At 59.9% G+C, this 18,602-nt stretch carries 17 protein-coding genes and 4 pseudogenes; 9 read left to right on the plus strand and 12 right to left on the minus strand.

What is annotated here, in order from left to right:
* A partial coding sequence (locus IVA78_RS23560; RefSeq protein WP_247466789.1) for an IS3 family transposase occupies positions 1–788 on the plus strand: 788 nt, incomplete at its 5' end.
* 202 nt (positions 789–990) lie between these two features.
* Here the strand turns inward: IVA78_RS23560 and IVA78_RS23565 are convergent.
* From IVA78_RS23565 to IVA78_RS23580, 4 genes are all read right to left on the minus strand, one after another.
* Positions 991–1,170, minus strand: a complete 180-nt coding sequence (locus tag IVA78_RS23565) for a hypothetical protein (RefSeq protein WP_018321683.1) — start codon at positions 1,168–1,170, stop codon at positions 991–993.
* A gap of 593 nt (positions 1,171–1,763) precedes the next feature.
* A complete protein-coding gene (locus IVA78_RS23570) occupies positions 1,764–1,976 on the minus strand; it encodes a hypothetical protein (protein WP_247468211.1) in 213 nt (70 codons plus the stop codon).
* A gap of 855 nt (positions 1,977–2,831) precedes the next feature.
* Positions 2,832–3,083, minus strand: a complete 252-nt coding sequence (locus tag IVA78_RS23575; RefSeq protein WP_247468213.1) for a hypothetical protein — start codon at positions 3,081–3,083, stop codon at positions 2,832–2,834.
* A 37-nt stretch (positions 3,084–3,120) separates the two neighbouring features.
* Positions 3,121–3,402 (minus strand): hypothetical protein, encoded by a 282-nt coding sequence (locus IVA78_RS23580; RefSeq protein WP_247468216.1) that lies wholly within the window; start codon positions 3,400–3,402, stop codon positions 3,121–3,123.
* Positions 3,403–4,234: 832 nt separating this feature from the next.
* On the opposite strand from IVA78_RS23580, the gene IVA78_RS23585 reads away from it, so the two are divergent.
* Positions 4,235–4,843 carry a GrlR family regulatory protein gene (locus IVA78_RS23585; protein WP_346275312.1) on the plus strand — a complete coding sequence of 203 codons (609 nt, stop codon included), beginning with the start codon at positions 4,235–4,237 and terminating at the stop codon, positions 4,841–4,843.
* 325 nt (positions 4,844–5,168) lie between these two features.
* On the opposite strand, the gene IVA78_RS23590 is transcribed toward IVA78_RS23585, so the two are convergent.
* Both IVA78_RS23590 and IVA78_RS23595 read right to left on the minus strand, forming a co-directional pair.
* On the minus strand, positions 5,169–5,357 hold the full coding sequence (locus tag IVA78_RS23590; RefSeq protein ID WP_247468218.1) for a hypothetical protein: 189 nt from the start codon (positions 5,355–5,357) through the stop codon (positions 5,169–5,171).
* Between the two features lie 512 nt (positions 5,358–5,869).
* Positions 5,870–6,361 (minus strand): phasin family protein, encoded by a 492-nt coding sequence (locus tag IVA78_RS23595; RefSeq protein WP_247468219.1) that lies wholly within the window; start codon positions 6,359–6,361, stop codon positions 5,870–5,872.
* A gap of 600 nt (positions 6,362–6,961) precedes the next feature.
* Between IVA78_RS23595 and IVA78_RS23600 the strand changes: the two genes are divergently transcribed.
* Complete coding sequence (locus tag IVA78_RS23600; protein WP_247468222.1) at positions 6,962–7,162, plus strand: hypothetical protein; 201 nt, start codon at positions 6,962–6,964, stop codon at positions 7,160–7,162.
* A pseudogene (locus IVA78_RS23605) lies at positions 7,159–7,585 on the plus strand (hypothetical protein). Before IVA78_RS23600 ends, IVA78_RS23605 begins: the two are co-directional and overlap by 4 nt.
* A 47-nt stretch (positions 7,586–7,632) precedes the next feature.
* Here IVA78_RS23605 and IVA78_RS23610 read toward each other — a convergent pair.
* Entirely contained in the window at positions 7,633–8,736 is a 1,104-nt protein-coding gene (locus IVA78_RS23610; protein ID WP_247468224.1) for a DNA topoisomerase IB, read from the minus strand.
* 260 nt (positions 8,737–8,996) lie between these two features.
* On the opposite strand from IVA78_RS23610, the gene IVA78_RS23615 reads away from it, so the two are divergent.
* The gene (locus IVA78_RS23615) at positions 8,997–9,821 is read left to right on the plus strand and encodes a ribonuclease HII (protein ID WP_247468226.1); all 825 of its coding nucleotides are present in this window, start codon (positions 8,997–8,999) and stop codon (positions 9,819–9,821) included.
* 27 nt (positions 9,822–9,848) lie between these two features.
* Here IVA78_RS23615 and ligD read toward each other — a convergent pair.
* From ligD to IVA78_RS23635, 4 genes and pseudogenes are all read right to left on the minus strand, one after another.
* A pseudogene (gene ligD, locus IVA78_RS23620) lies at positions 9,849–10,794 on the minus strand (non-homologous end-joining DNA ligase).
* A gap of 12 nt (positions 10,795–10,806) precedes the next feature.
* Positions 10,807–11,370: an MOSC domain-containing protein gene (locus tag IVA78_RS23625; RefSeq protein WP_247468227.1), complete on the minus strand. Its 564-nt coding sequence runs from the start codon at positions 11,368–11,370 to the stop codon at positions 10,807–10,809.
* On the minus strand, positions 11,370–13,049 hold the full coding sequence (locus IVA78_RS23630) for a DNA polymerase/3'-5' exonuclease PolX (protein WP_247468231.1): 1,680 nt from the start codon (positions 13,047–13,049) through the stop codon (positions 11,370–11,372). Before IVA78_RS23630 ends, IVA78_RS23625 begins: the two co-directional genes overlap by 1 nt.
* 1,258 nt (positions 13,050–14,307) lie before the next feature.
* Entirely contained in the window at positions 14,308–14,523 is a 216-nt protein-coding gene (locus IVA78_RS23635) for a hypothetical protein (RefSeq protein WP_247468234.1), read from the minus strand.
* Between the two features lie 218 nt (positions 14,524–14,741).
* On the opposite strand from IVA78_RS23635, the gene IVA78_RS23640 reads away from it, so the two are divergent.
* The 4 genes and pseudogenes from IVA78_RS23640 to IVA78_RS23655 all read left to right on the plus strand — a co-directional run.
* Positions 14,742–14,945: a cold-shock protein gene (locus tag IVA78_RS23640; RefSeq protein ID WP_247468237.1), complete on the plus strand. Its 204-nt coding sequence runs from the start codon at positions 14,742–14,744 to the stop codon at positions 14,943–14,945.
* A gap of 632 nt (positions 14,946–15,577) precedes the next feature.
* Positions 15,578–15,844 (plus strand): transposase, encoded by a 267-nt coding sequence (locus IVA78_RS23645; RefSeq protein ID WP_027576741.1) that lies wholly within the window; start codon positions 15,578–15,580, stop codon positions 15,842–15,844.
* Positions 15,826–16,506: pseudogene (locus tag IVA78_RS23650) on the plus strand (IS3 family transposase); the annotation flags it as partial. The gene IVA78_RS23645 and the pseudogene IVA78_RS23650, both read left to right, overlap by 19 nt.
* A pseudogene (locus tag IVA78_RS23655) lies at positions 16,495–16,762 on the plus strand (transposase); the annotation flags it as partial. The pseudogenes IVA78_RS23650 and IVA78_RS23655, both read left to right, overlap by 12 nt.
* 176 nt (positions 16,763–16,938) lie before the next feature.
* Here the strand turns inward: IVA78_RS23655 and IVA78_RS23660 are convergent.
* Positions 16,939–17,148 carry a hypothetical protein gene (locus IVA78_RS23660; protein ID WP_247468235.1) on the minus strand — a complete coding sequence of 70 codons (210 nt, stop codon included), beginning with the start codon at positions 17,146–17,148 and terminating at the stop codon, positions 16,939–16,941.
* Between the last annotated feature and the right edge of the window lie 1,454 nt (positions 17,149–18,602).

Below are 18,602 nucleotides of genomic sequence, written 5' to 3' on the forward strand. Positions count from 1 at the left end.
TACGCCAACGCATGAGAGCGATTGCCGAGGTGCGCCGTCGCTTCGGCTATCGGCGCCTGCATGTTCTGCTCAGGCGGGAGGGCTATCTGGTCAACCACAAGAAACTGTTCCGGCTCTACCAGGAAGAGAGGCTCGCGGTCCGTCGCCGTGGTGGCCGCAAGCGGGCGCTCGGGACCAGGGCGCCGATGGTGGTGCCTATAGCGCCGAATGACCGCTGGTCGCTCGACTTCGTCTCGGACCAGCTCACCGATGGCCGCCGCTTCCGCATCCTGACCGTGGTCGACGAGTGCACGCGCGAATGCCTAGCGTTGGTGGCCGACACCTCGCTGTCGGGCTCGCGGGTGGCGCGGGAGCTGGACCGGCTGATCATCGAGCGCGGCAAGCCCAAAATGGTGGTCAGCGACAACGGCACCGAATTGACCAGCAACGCCATCCTGACATGGGCCGATCAGAGCCGCGTCGCCTGGCATTACATCGCGCCCGGCAAGCCGACGCAGAATGCCTTCATCGAAAGCTTCAATGGCCGTCTCCGAGACGAATTGTTGAACGAGACGCTGTTCACGTCGCTGGCCCAGGCCCGGGTCGAACTCGGACATTGGCGGGCCGACTACAACGATACGCGACCTCACTCGCAACTCGGATGGAAAACACCATCGGAGTTTGCCTTCACCTGCAACCCGCGACGGGATCTGGCGCTGCGCTATGCCGATGGCTCCGCACCAGCTCCCGTCGCTACCACCGCCCATTCGGGTAAATCCAACAGCCGGGGCGAACTCAGGACTGGATAAAACTTGGGGGCAACGTCAGCAGTTCTCGAAATTCAAATTGCTGAATTAGACGTCCTGCGAAACGGATGAGCGCAAGTCTAGTTTCGCAGTTCGCGCAAAAGGCGGGGCGTTGGCTTCCAGCAGAATAGGTCGGCGCCGCGGGTGTGCCGCGGGTGTAGAGTAACTTCCAAACGCAATCGCCGATTGGTTGCTGGCTTCGCGATCACCGCTGGTGACCGAGTCCAATTCCCAGGACAATCGCCTTCTGACGTAATGCGCCCTCAGTTCGCTTAGTCATCTTGGCGATTTTGACAACCGGCGTCCGGGCCTTGGAATGCGCTTTCAGTTCTTTAATGTCTTCCTTGGTCCACTCACGGCGAACGTTCTTCGCTTTCTTGGCCACTCTGCGCTCCTTCGATGTTTAGGACGCCGTTTAGCACAAAGTCTGTAGCGCGCAACCCTGCGCGCAGCGCCGGTTCCGCAGCGATAGGCAAGCGGGTACGAAAGTTGTCGATCAACCCTACCGTACTCAAGACCTTCGTCAGCGTAGCGGTCCTGATCGCCCACACGATCGACGCGATGCGTTCCTAAGGTTGCGGTTGCGATTGGATCTATGCCGCGGCTTCGAGTTATCCGGGCACGCGGATTCTGAATTACAGGCCCTGCGCAGCCTGCGCGCCGAAGTCTTCCAAGCAAAGTACATGCTCGGGGTCTGAACGGTTCAAGGAAGGTGGCGGCCGCGGTGGATAAATCCCGTGGGAATTATATCGGCGAAAAATCCCGTGATCTCCCAGAGCGCCTGCTGAGCGAGGAGCGATGAAGCGACGGCGCCGGACGCTCAGAATGCATCAGCGGCAGCTAGGCGGTTGAAGCGGCAACCGAGCATCAACTGTACCGCGTTACGATTGATCATCGCGGATTGGTGACAAGTAGCGCGGTACGCAAGGGCAAAGAGAACCCGTCGGCTCCCAGGCCGGCGGGTTTTTCATTTGGGGGTCAGCCGTCCTGGCAGCTAATGCCGAGTCCGTCGCAGGTGAGGGCAAATGAATCTTTCGATTTGGAATCTTCAAAGCAGAACCTGGTGCCGATCTCCGCTCGGTCGGTCCACCAAGTGATATTAGCTTCTTTTGCGATGCGGGAGGCTTCGCCTCGTAGCAGGTCAAGCTGTTTCCCGGCAGCACGAACAATCAAGCAATGGTCTTTGGCCATAAAGGTCTCCAATGGCAATTTGGACGCCGGAAAAAATGGTCGACATAAAAACGGAAAACTTGCGGCGGAGAACAAATCTACTTGGGGATTGGCGCAGACTTCCCGTCAGCACGAAGGCCGCAGCAGGGTGACTGCTGCGGCCAGCGCAATGGTCAAAAAAGCCGGGTGAAAAGATCAAGTGAAATATGCAGCCAGCCCCGATGAGGCTGACCCTACCGCAGCATTTCTGGGAGGCAATATGATCTAATTCACAATTTTCAGCAGGATTAACGTGCATGAAGGTGGAGGAAGGCCGGCCGGGGCTGGCGAGCCTTCACCTTCTGAGCAGCGCCGCGTATGTCCCCCACGGCCCCGTCCCAGGTGCAAGCTGACAGATTCTCGGTAATGGCAGGCTAAGATCTTCGCCAGGTTGGCGAGTGTGTGCTAGGTTCATCAGCCGCGCCGATCGTGCGGAACGTCGCGGCACGGGCGGGGGAGCCCGTATCAGAGCGGCGCCTTCAGAGCGGCGCCTGTGGCCCGGTTCTAAAGCTCCCGTCCCATCGCAGGATGGCTCCGGTTCTTCACCTTGAGCCAGTGCTTCTGCCGGTCGCCTCGGTAAGGCCGATCCCGGTGCTTGGATACCAAGCCCTCTAGGCCCATCCGGCACGCTGCTCGGAATAGTTCAGATCCGATCTCTCCTCGCTCGAAAGGGCTACGCTTATCCCGTCCGGCCGGCGCGCCAATAGCTGCTGCAAGTTTGCTTTCCGCATGTGGAGCGGCAGCGACCGCAAATCATGGGCGCCCATCGCGAGAATGTCGAACGCGTATAGCTGCACCTCCTGGTCGAATTCACGGCCGTGCAGCGCGTTGAAGTCGCTAAATCCCGTCCATGCCGAGGATGACGGCCTCGCCATCGATCACAAAACGCTTCTGCCGGTTCTTCAGCGCCCCCTCGGCTATACAGGGATAGCGCTTCGTCCCAGTCGGTACCGTTGCGCGAGAGCAGGCGCACGCGCTCGTCTGCCGGATGACGAGCATTCGGTAGCCGTCGTGCTTTACTTCGTGGATCAAGTCGGGCCCGGAGGGCACCCGCTTGGCGGCGGTCGCCAGGAACAGCTCGTACGCCATACGCGTGGCCCGAAGATAAGAATTCGCTGCGTGCGGATTAAACAACGACTGCGCTGTAGGCGCGCCGTGCGGGCCTGCCGGTGAAGAGAGTTTGAATCAGTGGAAGTCCTTCAGTCCGGGTAGCGGCAAAATTCGTCCCCGTTGTCGTATTCGAAGCAGATCTTGACGCGACGGCGCGGCCGATCCTCATCTTGATAACGCGAGTGACGTCCATGTCATCCTCATCGCGCTGCATTCGCCAACCACCACCCGTGGTGCGATGGTCCATGTCTTCCATCATGCGACCCATGTGTTCCTGACGCATCCGGTCCATGCCCATGCGCCCCTCATTGCGCCGCTTTGTCTGCTGGCAGCGTCATCTAAGTCTCTACCGATAGCTTCCGAGAAGAGCTGTTATCGGAAGTATTTCGATTACTCTGCAGGCAATTGCATCGATTAGGCGCCGGTTACTTTGCTTAGAGGCGGGCGCTCGGTCGACTGATAAGGTTTCATACTCAGTTGACCAACTGATAAGGTATTATGCTTATCAGTCTGCCGTTAGTCGCTGCCGGACAGGATTGAACTATTACGACAATCCCATTGCACGTTGAGTTATTGGTATTTCGGCCCGACGACCTATTTTTGTGTGGCACCCCTAGAGGCACTGCAGCGGCAACGTTTAGCATATTCCGTGCAATCTCACCAAGAAGGAGATCGTATAAGTCGGAGACGCTGACTGGCCTCCTTGATAGTCGCTGCCTTCTACGGCGGTGCCAAAGGACTCTCTGACAGAGATAGTGGGACCCCGTCCCCCATGCCGCCACTGCGCGAAAACCGCCGCAAACCAAGGATTCCCGAAAGGCTCGGCAGGATTTTGAACCACCGACGTGTACCACCATTTGTTATTTTCGTACCGTCAATCTCAAGTAATTTCGAGGGAGCCGAATGCGCCTCTTCTCGAGGGACGCCTTGGCCAGTCTTAAATGTTGGCGCCTGGGGTCGCGGATCCTCTTCTCTCATCCGGGTTCAAGCGATACCCACGAAAATCAAATTTAGTTGAGCTAGGATGCCGGATGCGCAACTCGACAAGGCGTTTCGCAGGTTTCTTTCAAAAGCGAGTTCAAGATCAACGATGCTGTGGGACGTAGCGTCACCTACGTCCGCACGGCAAGTTGCTAGGCGGCAATTCTGGCTTCGCGCATATAGGAACCTACCGTTTTGATGGAGACTCAATTGCCGTCGATGTAACGAGCCGGCGGCACAATTTTGGTGCTGATCATCAATCGCTGCTCGGGTCAGATATTTTGACTATTGCGGTCACGGGGCGGGCGGTGGGCGAGGCGTTCCACTTTGAGGGAAGCTCGCCGCAAATGCCCCACGCCATCTTTCCGTCTGTTATGACGCCGCTGGAAGAGAGCGACCTTGCCGCGCCTGGCTTGATCGGTGAAGGTGGCATTTTGAATGGGCTGTACTCGATCCATTTGAGGATACTGGACGGCGTGCGCGGCGGATTGACAGGGGTCTTGCTTTTGAACAACGGCCGTATCTTAGGGGCGATGCTTTTTTCTATTATCTCGGGTCTTATTCCTCATCTAACGGCCGGTGGAAGGGCCAGATGGTCAATCAGGAACATACGCCAGCGCGAGGTGAAGACCCAGTCTTTGGCGGACACGAGATCGGAATTGGTTTTTCAGGGACCTGCAATGCGGGGGGCGGCTCGCTTGAGGGCACAGCACTTGCGGGCAAGCGCAGCATCCGGTTCGAAGCCCAACTTAGATTGATCTACGCTGCCTAAGCGTGCACCCATTAGGCGGATGGCCGAGCCCGAACGACCGCTTCATCCTTGCCCCACGCCCGCTCCGCCGCCGGGAGCGAACATCGAGGTTCATCGCCCGACGTCAGATTCGTGCCATCAAAAGCCACCGGGGAGGCTCCGGCGGATCCGATCTTCGAGAGGTGTTTAGGCCAGCTTCACGCGAACCGCCTCTTTCTCAAGCCAATAAGAGAACGAGGAGTTAGCGAAGGCGGGATGTACCCCTCGCAAGTAAGGGCCTCAAGCGTCATTGCGGAGCCATTTGCTAGGAAACGCCGCGTCGGGTGTTTGATTTACCCTTTTTGCTTTTCTTCTGCGCTGTTTCCATCGGAGCTCTTAGAGCGTTCTTCGAAGCGATCAGCGCCCTTGGCTAGATCGTGCTCCTTCTTGCTCTCGTTCTTCGCTTCTTCCTTAGCAGTTGCCTCGCGCAAGCCTTGAGCGGCCCGTTCCCCTGCTTCTGATGATTTACGTTCGCCATCCATTTGCTGCTCCTATCTGATTAGAAGCTCGTTCAGGATTAATTCTCGTCTATCCGAGCACAGCAATTTTCAATCAGATCGCCCGGAAATTGTTCCCAGTTCCATTGAAGCTAGGTGCACCCTCCTGGCGCAAACCTGGTCGAGCCGCCGGTCCACGTCCGCTAAGCAACCCAAAGACGACATCGAAGCTTTCAAACAGCATGTCAGCTAGGGGCCCAACTCCGGACGTTTGCGGGAGCAGCATCATCGCCTCCACACTACGTCGTGGCCGCGTCCTTACGGCGGCGAGCCGCAGGACCAGTCAGTGACACTGACTTGCGTATTCAGTAGGATCAGAACGACAGGTGCGGCCAAAACGATCAGCAGCACGGTTTCAGTTGTGGACATGGTGTCAACTTATCCGCGATGGCAGGCACTGATTCCCCTCGTTGTGAGCCGCGCTCCCAGCCGACAGCAACCAACCGTGACCGGCGCGTGCGTGATCCGCGTTTGCGTCCATCCTTTGTCGCCAGTTATCATCCCGGCAGAGCCGTGAGCTCTCGGGGCGGATTGATGCGCCAGAACGGATATGCCGCCAATTCTTTCGAATGCTGCCCGAACATATCGAATCGCCTGTTTGTAAACTCCGTAATGACGCCGATAAATTCAGTTGGTGACCTGATCGACGCAAGTCTGAGGCCGAATTCAAAAGCTAACTGCGCGTTGGCCCCGGCAATTTCAAGAAGCTTGGCTTGATACGCCTGCATGTTTGCCGTCGCTAAAGCAAAGCCTTTCATTGGATCGCTACCCGTCATTCTCTGACTGAGGTCATCGGGTAAGGCATCCACCCGAGGCTCTTCAGGATCATCATGAAGCCCAAGAGGCGGCTCAATCGGGACTGCCGCAACAGAGCGAAGTAAATCCTCTTTCTGGCTTCGAACAATGGCCTGCTTGTTCGGTTGAGCCCGCGCGGCCGATTTCGGATTGCGGGCGCGCTTCAGCGCTGTCGCCGGTTTGCGTTTGCTCATCTGACGCTCCAGGAAAATGGGGGTGCGACTTCATTTCTGCAGGTCAACAGGCATTGTGATGTGGCGTTCCAAACCCGTGGATTATTGGGGCTCCGCATAAACCGAGATCAATGGCGCGCTCTGCGATGTCGAGATGATTTGGTAGCAACTCCAACCAACAAACGTATTGCTAGCGATCTTCCAGACCTATGCTCAACGGTGTCAGTTTGAGAAAAATCAGCCCTCCGCGCGTTGAGTCTCTCCAAAGGCCGTTTTATCGCCGACGTTCTCATCACGGACGTCAAGCTGCCGGGAGGCGTCGACGGATGGCTGATCGCCGAACGTTGCGGAGACCTGAACCGCGTCGGTTTTAAGCAGTGACGTGCTGCCTGTGAATGGCGGCTCACGGTCACTAGCGCCCGTCGACTGCAACAAGCGCGAAGTCTGCAGCTAGTGTGGAAGCCGACGTGCCACGCCAACCCCCAATCCTTGGAGTTGCCCGCGAGACGATCCTCCATCTCACACGCTCGCCGCCGCTTCCCTATTTCCTAGCGCTTAACATACATGAATCCCAAGTCGGCAATTCGGCTAAGATTGAATTTTCCCTTCAGGGGGCATTTCATGTTCGACTCGGCAACCACCGCGCTTTTGCGCGCGGTCTTCGAGGGAGTCTGCGAAAGCGTCTCGCACTACGAGATTGGAGCACGGACTCACGTGGCTTCGAAGATCCTGGAAGCCGCGACCAAGGGAGAAGTCTCTTCGGAGGAGCACAGGCAAGTTGGCCGCGACGTCCTCTCTCGCGCGCCCACGATGTGGCGCTGAGCGGTCGAGGCGGGCCTGAATGTCCAGGTGCCGTCCTCAAGATCCTGGTGAGCTATCCGGAGGCTTCGCCGTGATGGAGGACCTCAAGTGCGACATGGCCATTTTGGCGACCAGCGGACGCGACTGGGCGGACCGGACCAGGCGGCTCGCGGCACGGTCCCGGATCTCGACATCTGGTCACAAGCGTTGGTCGAACGCATCAGCGGCGGCTGGCAGATCACGTCCAAGGGACGGACAGTGCTCGAATTCATGGAAGCCCGCTCCGCTGCGAACTTCCACGCGCTTTCAGTTGAGCAGACGATCGTGTCTTCGCCGACGCCCGTTCCTCCGCTGCGACAGCCCGCCGATCGGGCCAAGCGGCGCCGCGAACGACGTGAACGTCGTCGCGTGGCGCGCGAAAGGGCGAGGGCAAACGCCCCATGAGGTAACGTCGGCGCGAGGACGCAGGCGTGCGGGGCTGGTACGCCAGGCTAAGCGGGCGCCTCTATAGAATCGAGACGTTTGCGGAGAAATGCCAGCACCATGATCTCGTCGGAAGTGAGCTTGGCGTACTGGCGCTTGAACTTCTGCGCGATCTTGGCTTCAATCATCTTCACGAGGTCACCGGACACGTAGGCGTTCAGGATTTCGGGGTGCACGTAGCAATTGCGGCAGATTGCCGGTGTGTTGCCGAGCTGCTTCGAGACGCTTTCGATTGCTGCGACGACGTTGCGCTTCGCCTCGGCCTGGCTATCGTGTTTCTTGAATTCGGCCAGAGCCAACGCCGCCAGAACCGTGCCCGCCCAGGTCCGGAAATCCTTCGCGCTGAAGTCCTCGCCCGTAATGTCCTTGATGTAGGCGTTGACGTCGCCGGAATCGACCGTGCGGGGCTGTCCGTCGTCGTCCAGGTACTTGAAGAGTTCGTGTCCCGGGATCTCCGCGCAGCGCTTCACGATCGCGGTTATCCGCTTGTCCTCGACGCGAAGCTTCCATTGCTTGCCCGACTTGCCGGTGAAGTCGAACCGAAGGATGCCGCGCCCAACCGTGACGTGTTTGCGGCGCATGGTAGTGAGCCCGTAGGACTTGTTTTTCTCGGCATACTCGGCGTTCCCGACCCGGATCAACGTCTTCTCAAGAAGACTGACGATCGTGGCCAGCACCTTCTTGCGGGGCACTCCGTCCCGCTTCATGTCGGCGGCGACCCGCTCCCGCAGGGCGGGCAGCGCGGCCGCGAACTGGATGATGTGCTCGTACTTGTTCTGGTCCCGGAGCTCGCGCCATTTCGGATGGTAGCGGTACTGCTTGCGGCCCCGCGCATCGAGCCCGGTCGCCTGGATGTGGCCGTTGGCCGAGGGGCAGATCCACACGGATTCGTAGGCCGGCGGGATTCCGATTGACCTGATGCGCCGGATGACGGCGGCGTCGGTGATGCGCTTGCCGTCCTTGTCGTAGTAGCTGAACGTGGTCCCGGTCCGCTTGCGCGTGTATCCCGGCGTGGAGTCGCTGACGTACCGAAGCCCTTCTTCCGCGATGGTGGCCGCCACTTCGGCGGTGCGGTCCAGAACCTGTTCTTCGTTGCCGGTCTGTCGGAGCATTGGCCTGTCCCTCGGAAGCACCCTGGGAGCGAGGCTCCGCTCTTTCTAAAGGGATGAAGACACAGGTTGGTTCCGCTCTGAGCCGCCAGACGCGAGGTGCGGATTCAGGCGCCGCGCTGAATGTTGGGACCTCAGCTGAACCGGCGGTTCCTTTCGACAGGGCACTGCGCAGGCGATGATGGCGGTATAGCTTAGCTTCAGACAATCGCCACAAAGTTCATCGACACGCTACTCTACAGTCAGTCTTCACGAAGGCCGCGATGTTCCAGTATTCACTCGATGTATTGCGTCAGCGCTATGTCGTCGAGAAAAGACCGCTCGAGGCCAGCGTCGAGCAGATCTTGCGGGCCGACACCCGCGCGGGAGCTCGCGCCATCCTGGCTTCAATCGATAAACGGCGCTTCGAAAACAGGTCCGAAGGGCAGCGGCTCCGCAAGATGCTCCGCTTCGAGACCTCTCTTTGGGAACGTGGCCAACCTGCCGTGGCAGGCGTGGACGAGGCCGGAATGAGCCCTCTCGCCGGGCCCGTCTCCGCTGGCGCCGTGATCCTGAAGCCCGGCACGCGGATAGTCGGAATCGACGACTCGAAAAAACTTGACGCCGCGGCACGCGAAGAACTCGCGAAAGAGATCAAGGAAAAGGCAGAGTGTTGGTGTGTGGCGTTCGTCGAGGTCGAGGAGATCGACGCGATCAATATCTATTGGGCAGGTATCCAGGCTATGCAGCGTGCCGTCCGGGGGCTAGGGTTGACGCCGCAGCACTTGCTTATCGATGCGAAGCGGTTGAAGCAAATCGACATCCCTCAGCAGGCCATCATTAGGGGCGACGCCAAGTCCGCCAGCATCGCCGCCGCCTCCATCCTCGCGAAAGTCGAGCGCGACAGTGTCATGCGGACGCTCGACGTGCGTCACCCCGGCTACGGATTCGCGGATCACAAGGGTTACCCGGTGCCGGCTCATTATGAGGCGCTCGCCAGGCTTGGCGCATGCGCAGCTCACCGGAGGTCGTTCGGACCTGTACGCAAGGCTCTCGGGTTGCCGCCGCTGCCGCCGTGGCCTTCGGCATCCGAGCGCGACGCCGGTTGAACAGGGCGCACCTTCGTCTCGGCGGCGTTAGGTTCGCGACCACTTCTTTTCGCGAACGACGTCCTTGGCGTTCTTGTCGGACCGAAGGCCGAGATAGACCGGCTGGCGCAGCTCGCCCTTGCTGGTCCACTCCGCGAACTTTACTTCCGCGACCAGCGAAGGACGCACCCAGGTGGTGACCCGCTCATCCTTCACCTTCGCAGGAAAGGGCGACTTCGCCGTTTTGAGCCTCATGAGCTTGCCGTGAAGCTCTTCAAGAACCTGGTGGCTGAAGCCGGTGCCGACGTGGCCGATGTACCGCCATGCCTCATCTTCGCGTACCGCCAGCACGAGGGCGCCGAAGAAGGGCCGGGTTCGACTCGGCGCCGTGAAGCCGGCGATCACGACCTCCTGCCGCTGCGCGGTCTTCACCTTCAGCCAATCGGCGGTCCGGCGTCCGGACGCGTATGGGCTGTCGGCGCGCTTGGCCATGATGCCCTCCAGATGCCTCTGCTCGGCTTCTGCAAAGAACTTTGTGCCGCTCCCTTTGCGGTGATTGCTGAACGCGATCAGCTTGTGGCGGGGCAGAATGGGCTTTAGCCGCTTCTTGCGCTCGAGGAGCGGCAGCGCGCGCAGGTCCTCGCCGTCCGCGAACATGAGGTCGAACGCGCAGTACAGAAGCTTGGCCTCATGGCGCAGGGCGTTCTGGAGCAACTGGAAATGGGATGCACCGTCCTTCCCGATCGCGACGAGCTCGCCATCGATCACGGCGTCCCCCTTCACGTCCTCTAGCGCTTTCGCGACCTCCACGTAGGAGCGGCTGATGATCTTCCCGTTGCGGCTGTAGAGCGCGACCCGACCACGCCGGATTTCCGCGCATGCGGAAACCATCGAATTTGTCCTCGAAGACCCAATTGGGATCGTCGAACGGTGAATCGGTCAGCGTGGCCAGCATGGGCTGCAGGCGATGAGGCAGGGTCGATTTTCGGGCCATGGCCGGGTCCTTCTACAGAGCGGGCAAGGCCCGAAGCGAAGAGGACGGAAGGCGAACCCGCGCGGCATCGCCCGCCGCGACCAGTCCGCCGGCTCGAACCACGCCCAGCACCCCTGATTTAAATGGAGGGCCCGTTTCCGCCGACGAGAGCACGTGCCGTTTAAGGCCCGCTTGGAAGCGGTCGATGAGGACACAAGGCGTCCGGAGACCGGTCAGCTCGACGATGGCCGTGGGCCCCAGTTCGATGAGGGTGCCGAGCGGCATCCGCTCCAGATCCAGGCCGGCAGTGGTGACGTTCTCGCCGAGGTCTCCCGCTGCGATTGAGAAGCCAGCTTTGCCGAGGTACGCGAACAGCTCGGAGGGGATCAGGTGGACCTGCCTGAGATTGGGCAGGCGGGGTCGTCGGCGGGCGAGAAAGCGGTGCCGGACGAACGCGCCGGCGTGGGCGTCTCCTTCCAAGCCATGGCCTTCCACCAACGCAATGCAGTCCCGGGTCGGTTTGCTGAAGTGGTGCCCGCGGTCGGCGGCGACAGCCACTACCCTTCCCTCGAGCGAGAGATCGTGTCCCTGCGGCATCAGGCGGCCCGGGCGAGCGAGCGCCGCCTCTGGCGGAGGTAGCGCGTGATCTCCGGAAGCGTCATCGCGTTCAGGACCCGTTCGGGAGGGACACCGCCCTTGCGGGCCATCAGCACGCCCCAGTGCATGTGGTCGAGCTCGGGTATGGAATGGGCGTCCGGATTGATGCTCAGCATGCAGCCAAACTCGAGGGCGGCCTGGTGCCAACGCCAATCCAGGTCGAGCCGCCACGGGTGTGCGTTGATCTCGACGACGACGTCATCCTTCGCGCATGCCCGAAGAACCTTCTCGATGTCGATTTCGTAGCCTGGCCGCCGCTGCAGCTGCCTGCCGGTCATGTGACCGACGATGGTGGTATGAGGATGCGAGATGGCCCGCAGGAGGCGCTGCGTCTGCGCCTTGCGGTCAAGTTTGAAGCGGCCGTGGATGCTCGCAACCACGAAGTCGAAGCGCTCCAGCACGTCGTCCGGATAGTCCAGCGAGCCGTCGGCCAGAATGTCGGACTCGATGCCCTTGAGGATCCGAAAATCCTTCCCGCAGCGCTTGTTAAAGCGGCCGGTTTCCCGGTGCTGCTGCGCGATCTCTTCCACCGAGAGGCCGCCGGCATAGTGCGCGGACTTGGAATGGTCCGCGACTCCGAAATACTCAAAGCCGCGCTGGCGCGTGGCCTTGGCCATCGTCTCCAGGGTCTCGGTCCCGTCTGAGGCGTCGGTGTGGCAGTGAAGGATTCCACGAAGGTCCTGATCGGTGACGAGCTTCGGCAGCTGGCCCTTCAGGGCAAGCTCGACCTCGCCGCGCCCCTCTCGGAGCTCGGGATCGATGAAGGGGAGGCCCAGGGCTCGATAGATATCGGCTTCGTCGCCGGCGATCAGGGTGCGACCCTTGTGCAAGCCGTCGGCTTCCAAACGGAGCCCCTTCTCCGCGGCAAGCGCCTTAAGCCGTTCGACGTGAGCCGCGGAGCCGGTCGCGAACAGAAGGGCGGCGCCGAAGTGCTTGCGGTCGGAAACGCGGACTTGCAATCCTTCGGCTGACGGCATCCACGTCTTGTCCGACTTGGCAGCCTCCGCAACGATCGCGAGGTCGCCGACGAGCTCGCAGCCGCGACGGAAATCGCCAGCGATCGTCACGCGCTTGAACTCGGGCCGGGCCTTCCGGATGGATTCCTTCGCGTGCGCGAGCAGGGCGGCGGCACGGTGCAAATGCAGGCGGCCTTCTCCGCTTTTGGCGATAGCTAGGTTCTGCAGGATCTTGGTCTGCAGTGCGGCGCCGAGTCCTTTCGCCTTCTTGATGCTGTCGTCCTTGGCGGCCGCCTCCAGTTCGGCGAGGGACGCGATGCCAAGATCTTGGTAGAGCCGCAGCACCTTCTCCGGACGAAGGCCGGGCACAGCGAGCATCTCGAGCACACCAGCGGGTATCTCCTTCCGCAGCTTTTCGAGGCTCGGATGGCTGCCCGTCTTGTGGAGCTTGGTGACGATGTCGGCGATCGCATCACCGACCCCGGGGATCTCCGTCAATCGGTCTTCGGCGACGAGCACGTCGAGAGGGACGGCAAGAGCCGCCAGGCTGTCGGCGGCTCTCGAATAGGCCTTCGACCGATAGGGATTGCCGCCTCGCAGTGCGGTGCGCTGCGCGTACTCTCGCAGGAGACCTGCCACACCGCGAGCGTCGAGCGAAGGCATTCAACGAGCCTCCCGCTCCATGGCTTGCGGCGTCGCGGGAGCAAGGCGACCGCTTGGCCTGTCACTTGGCCGCCCATCGAGAGAGCTCTCGAGCTTCTGAGCTGTGCGGAAGTCCTCAAGGTGCTGGATATTTGGACCGTAGGCCGCTTCCTTCTTGAGGAGGTTGTAGATCCGGCCGACCACCAGCTGCAGATGCTTCGTCCTCCCCCTCGGCATTGATCTCGCCTTGCAAAGAGCTCGGACAGCGTAAGCCCAAAAGTAATCGAAAGCGTCTGACATTTGTCGATAACGTCTGGTCTCGCCTATAGTTCGGTTGCCGGCCATCACCCCCTGCTGGGGAGCCCGCCCCCCAAAAGTGTAGGGCGTATCCCTCCAGAACTGATCCGACCGACTTGGCCCTTACTCGACGTCGGCCGACGGAAACGGCTCCACAAACGCCTAGGAACGAAACGCAGATGTGTGGCTTGGTCGCGAAAGGAGCCGCACCTTCATGGGAGTGGCGCCGTTTTGGTCCAAACAATCTCGCCGGCTGCTGAAGAGGGCGCCTCCCAAAGGAGCAACCTTGCGCACCCCTTCTCTGCGGCTGAACCACCTTTGCTGCCGTGAGATCCGGGCAGCCTGTTTCAGGGGCGCTTCAGATGGCGCCAATCCTGACGCAGATTGCATGGGCGACAATGAACATGCTGAGGGCAATAAGAAACCATACGACACCGTCAGAGCCGCGATCTGGTGCAAACTCGCGATTTGCGTCTGTCTCCCGCCCATGAAGTACTACTGAGGTCGATTGGCTCGGGCGGCTACGTTTGGCTGCGCGCCGCAGCTGTTTGACCGCGACTTCTTGCTCGAGCGGGACTTCGTGTTTCATGATTTCCGACGGGCTATGAGGAGACCGAGCGCGCTCGTGATAATCAAGATGCTTCCCGCGACGATCAGCCAGTGTGGCAGCTGCAGTCTAGAAAGCAGCTCGAATACGGCACTCATTGTTTTTGCCTTGAGTCGGGTCTCAAGCGATGAGCGGATGGGCGGGTTAATTGACGAGATGTGGGCCAGTGCGTCTGCGGTAGCATTCTAATCGGCGCAACCGGGATGAGGAGAAGGATTGGCGCCAAGCCTTTGGCTCGCCGGTGTTGGTCGATCTCGTGGCGGAGACGAGGCGGAATCGTTCCGCAGATCGTTCGCTTAGCACGCGTTGGCGGCGGGAAGCCGTTGGCATCGGCTGGCGGGTTTTCCTCATTCCGCAGCAGAGAACGACGGGCGATCACCGGCGGGAGGCCTTCTGAAGGAGCTTTGTCTGCCATTCCATTTGCACGGCGAGCTGCTTGCGTTCGAACTTTAGCGCAGCTTGCTGCTCAACGGTGTTATGACCGTCACGGTCCAGAACGCTGATCAGAAACATTTGGTCTTCAATGTGCCGCTGGCGTTTTTGAATGTCGCCCATCAAGTCTTCGAGCGCGTGTCGGAGGTCCAAATCCACAACATTACTCCCGAAGTAAAATATTGCTTAGGGCCGCCACTATCAACGACAACGGCTTAAATAAGGCTTTCCTTGTAGCGCCGATCTGGAAAACCGCCAATGGCCTCAATCGTATAGGAAGCCCAACCGGCAACCCAGCACTAGAGCCGCTCGCCGGCGGGCTTTCTTTTTCCGCAAATTCTGCCAAATTGCCCCCGTTCATTTGTGGAGATGCGAGCGTGGCGATCGGTACTGTTAAGTGGTTTAACCCGACCAAGGGCTATGGATTCATCGCGCCGGACGACGGCGGTAAGGACGTATTCGTGCACATCTCTGCCGTCGAGAAAGCTGGCTTCACTAGCTTGGCCGAGGGCGCGAAGGTCAGCTACGAGATTGTCACTGATCGCGGCAAGCAGTCAGCCGGCAATCTGCGGATTGGTTAGGTCTTCCGCGAGGGCTGGCGTGCCCTCGTGCTATGATCCGCCCGGCCCGGTCGATGAGCCGATCGTAATCTACAGTCCAAACTTTCCCGCCGGCTCTGAGCTCATGCCGATGGACTATGTAGCTGCTATGATACGCAATTTGCTGCTCGTGGCGGCTTGGACTGCACTCATCGCGATCATTTCTATGAGCTTGTCGCCTATCGGTCTCCGACCAGAGACTGGCCATGCGGGGCCAGAACGGTTTGTGGCCTACAGCGTGTTAGGCACACTCTTTATGAGCGCTTACCCTCGACACTTTACGGGGATCATGATCTTCGTCTTAACTGTCGCCGTTTCGCTCGAACTTGCGCAACACCTAACCCCCGATCGGCATGGCCACCTTGCCGACGTCTTGGAAAAGTTCGGCGGCGGAGTAGCAGGCTGTAGCCTCACTCGGCTTGTCCAGATCCTTCGACGCCCCTGATAAGAAGCGGACAGAACCCCGTGAGGGGCTGGACGTAGTTCAATACCGATCGACTATGTAGCTGCTGCTTGGTGTGGCGGCTTGGACCTGCGGGGGGCTTTCAAACCTGACCTGCCCCTGCGTATTTCCTCCAGATGGAGTTAGAGTCCGGCCGAAGAAGGACGGACAGATGAAGCGAGCAAGGTTCACGGAAGAACAGATTATCGCAGTGTTGAAGGAGCATGAGGCTGGGGCAAAGACGGCCGACCTGGCTCGCAAGCACGGGGTCTCGGAAGCAACGATCTACAATTGGAAGGCCAAATTCGGCGGCATGGACGTTTCAGAGGCGAAGCGGCTGAGGGCGCTGGAGGACGAGAACGCGAAGCTGAAGAAGCTTCTGGCCGAGCAGATGCTCGACGCCGCCGCCCTTCGCGAGCTTCTTTCAAAAAAATGGTAGGGCCCGCCGCCAAGCGCGCTGCGGTCGCGCATCTGCAGGCCGTCATGAGCCTGTCGGAGCGGCGGGCCTGTTCGATTGTCGGAGCGGATCGGAAGATGATCCGCTATCGCTCCAGCCGTCCTCCGGACGCGACTCTCCGTGGCCGGCTGCGTGACCTTGCCAACGAGCGGCGGCGTTTCGGCTACCGCCGGCTGTTCGCGCTGCTGCGGCGGGAGGGTGAGCCATCGGGGATCAACCGGATCTACCGGCTTTATCGGGAAGAAGGGCTCACCGTCCGCAAGCGGCGGGCTCGCCGCAAGGCCGTGGGGACCCGTGCCCCGATCCTAGTCGAGGCGATGCCCAACGCGCGCTGGTCGCTGGATTTCGTCCACGACCAATTCGCCAACGGTCGGCGCTTCCGCATTCTCAACATCGTCGACGACGTCACCAAGGAATGTTTGGGCGCCATTCCGGATACATCGATCTCAGGACGACGCGTCGCTCGCGAACTGACGGCCGTCGTCGAACGACGCGGCAAGCCAGGAATGATCGTGTCCGACCACGGCACCGAGTTCACCTGCAATGCCATGCTCGCCTGGTGCAGGGACGCAGCCATCGACTGGCACTTCATTGCACCGGGAAAGCCGATGCAGAACGGCTTCGTCGAGAGTTTCAACGGCCGGATGCGTGACGAGCTGCTCAACGAGACTCTCTTCTTCGATCTCGACGACGCCCGCGAAGATCGCCAATTGGCTTGCCGACTACAATCTTCAGCGGCCTCACTCGTCGCTGAAATACATGACCCCCGCGGCTTATGCCGCCCACCTCACCGCAACGGACGATCGGCTACGCAACCCCGACCAGCTCCGCCGATCGTCCGTTGCTCCAACCGCGCCACTTGGCGTACAAAACCCCGAGGCTCTAACCGCGGCCGGATGAAAGTTCGGTGGCAGGTCAAACCGCCTTGGTGGCGCGCTGGGTGGTTTTTTGCTCATGATCAACGTCAAAGTAGCCGTAGGCTCGCCGGATGATCTTCGTTCATCGGTTTTAAGGCGAGGAGGTCTATTTTGGAGCATTGAGGTGGCTCAATACTCTCAAAGTTAGCTTAAGCCCTTTCAATGCCGCGAGATATCCGACGCAAAGAACTCGTTTCGCAAGTGTCGCTTGATGTTCTCGGGTTGACGCTCCCCCTGGGCAGCGAGCTTAAGCACGCGCTCGGCGACCTCTATGGCGGATCGCTGCCGCTGAAGGGTGAACGACGGGCTGGAGAGAACTTCGTCGAGAACGTCGCGAAGCATCTGTACGGTGGCTGCGTCGTAAGGCATGAGCCAAGTCCCAATACATTAAAAAAAGTCCACCCCGAAATATGCGTCTCGGGAGCGCCCATTTTCAACCTGAGCACTGAAATCTCAGTTGGCAGTTATGATGCAACGTCTATGCCACAGCCTTATGACGGCTCGATCGCTCTGCCTGTGGCGCGCGGCTAGGGGCTCAGCTTAAGCTTATTTCTCTTCCGCCGTTCAGCCCGATCTCGACGAGGCGGCGGATGGCTTCGGGTCGGCGCCGGGAAGGTCTTCCTGCTGGCAACGCCAATCATCTGGTATTTTCAGCGCGTCAGCCGTGATGCGGACGTTCACCGCCTCGCTGTCTACTGGCGGCCGCCCCATCCTTTTCGGGTTTTTAGCAGAAAGAGCCGGATGAACTTCGGGAGGGTCCGTTACTCGATATCTGAGGAATCTCCGGAGTCGATCCAGGTTCAAAGCCCCCTGACACTGGCCTCCGGCCCTGGGGACCGGCAGGGACAAGATTGCCAACTAACGGCCCGGGCTTTTCTCCATGGGCGCCGAGAACGCGAGCCGGTTCTGCATGCACTGGAGGCCCACGTTCGTGAGGGATGGTGAGCACATCGCCCAAACCGCCCGCAGAGCGGAGATCGACACCGCCGCGTGTTGATAGGCGGGATTTGCGACGGGAGCCCGCCGGTTCACGCCGGCATTTTTTTGAGTTGTGCACACTAGTGAACATTAAGCGCAGTGATAATTCTGTCACGATATCTCGCGTATTTATTAAATTATTTTGTTGGGTTGAGGGATAATGATGAGTACCTTTGATCAAGTTGTTTTCCATCGCGCCATTTCACTGCAGAAGCGATTTGCATTTCTCGAAGGTCAGATGGCCGAATTGGCCAACCTGCGGAATCGACTGGCGCACGCTGAGTTGCGGCACTTTCGGTTGAGGGCGAGCCGGTCGGCTTTCAAGAAGGTGGCCCGACGCCGCACCTGTAGATAACCTTCCCGCTCACCTACAAGGAATTGCCAGGCTCCCGCTTCTAAGCCCAAGCTATGGAAACGCGTGGGTCGGGTGATTCATGGAGCGGAAGCCGTTTGAGAGTATGTCTCTCGAAGAGGTGTGGCAACTGCACACGGTGGTCAATGACGTTCTGGCGGCGAGGCTTGCGACGAAGATGCAAGAGCTAGAACGACGACTGGAGCTCCTCAATCGAGAAGACAAAGATCCCCATTAAGGCCGTTGCAATCAGCCCGCCGGTTCACGCTGGCGGGCCCCTTGTTCTCGTTTCTGACACTGGCCGATTCTGTTGAAAAAGGCCGGCAGTATTAGTTGTAATAGCTCCGTCGCGGCTTGGCCGAACTGCTCAACCGCCTCTATGCGAGCCTCGGCTTGGGCATCGGGATCAGCTTGGCCATCTTTCGAAGGTTTTGGGCGGTGGCTGCGAGGATGAACTCGTCACGCGCGCCGTTTGGACCTCGTAAACGCAAAC

This window comes from Bradyrhizobium sp. 137 (assembly GCF_023074095.1).
Classification (GTDB): Bacteria; Pseudomonadota; Alphaproteobacteria; order Rhizobiales; family Xanthobacteraceae; genus Bradyrhizobium.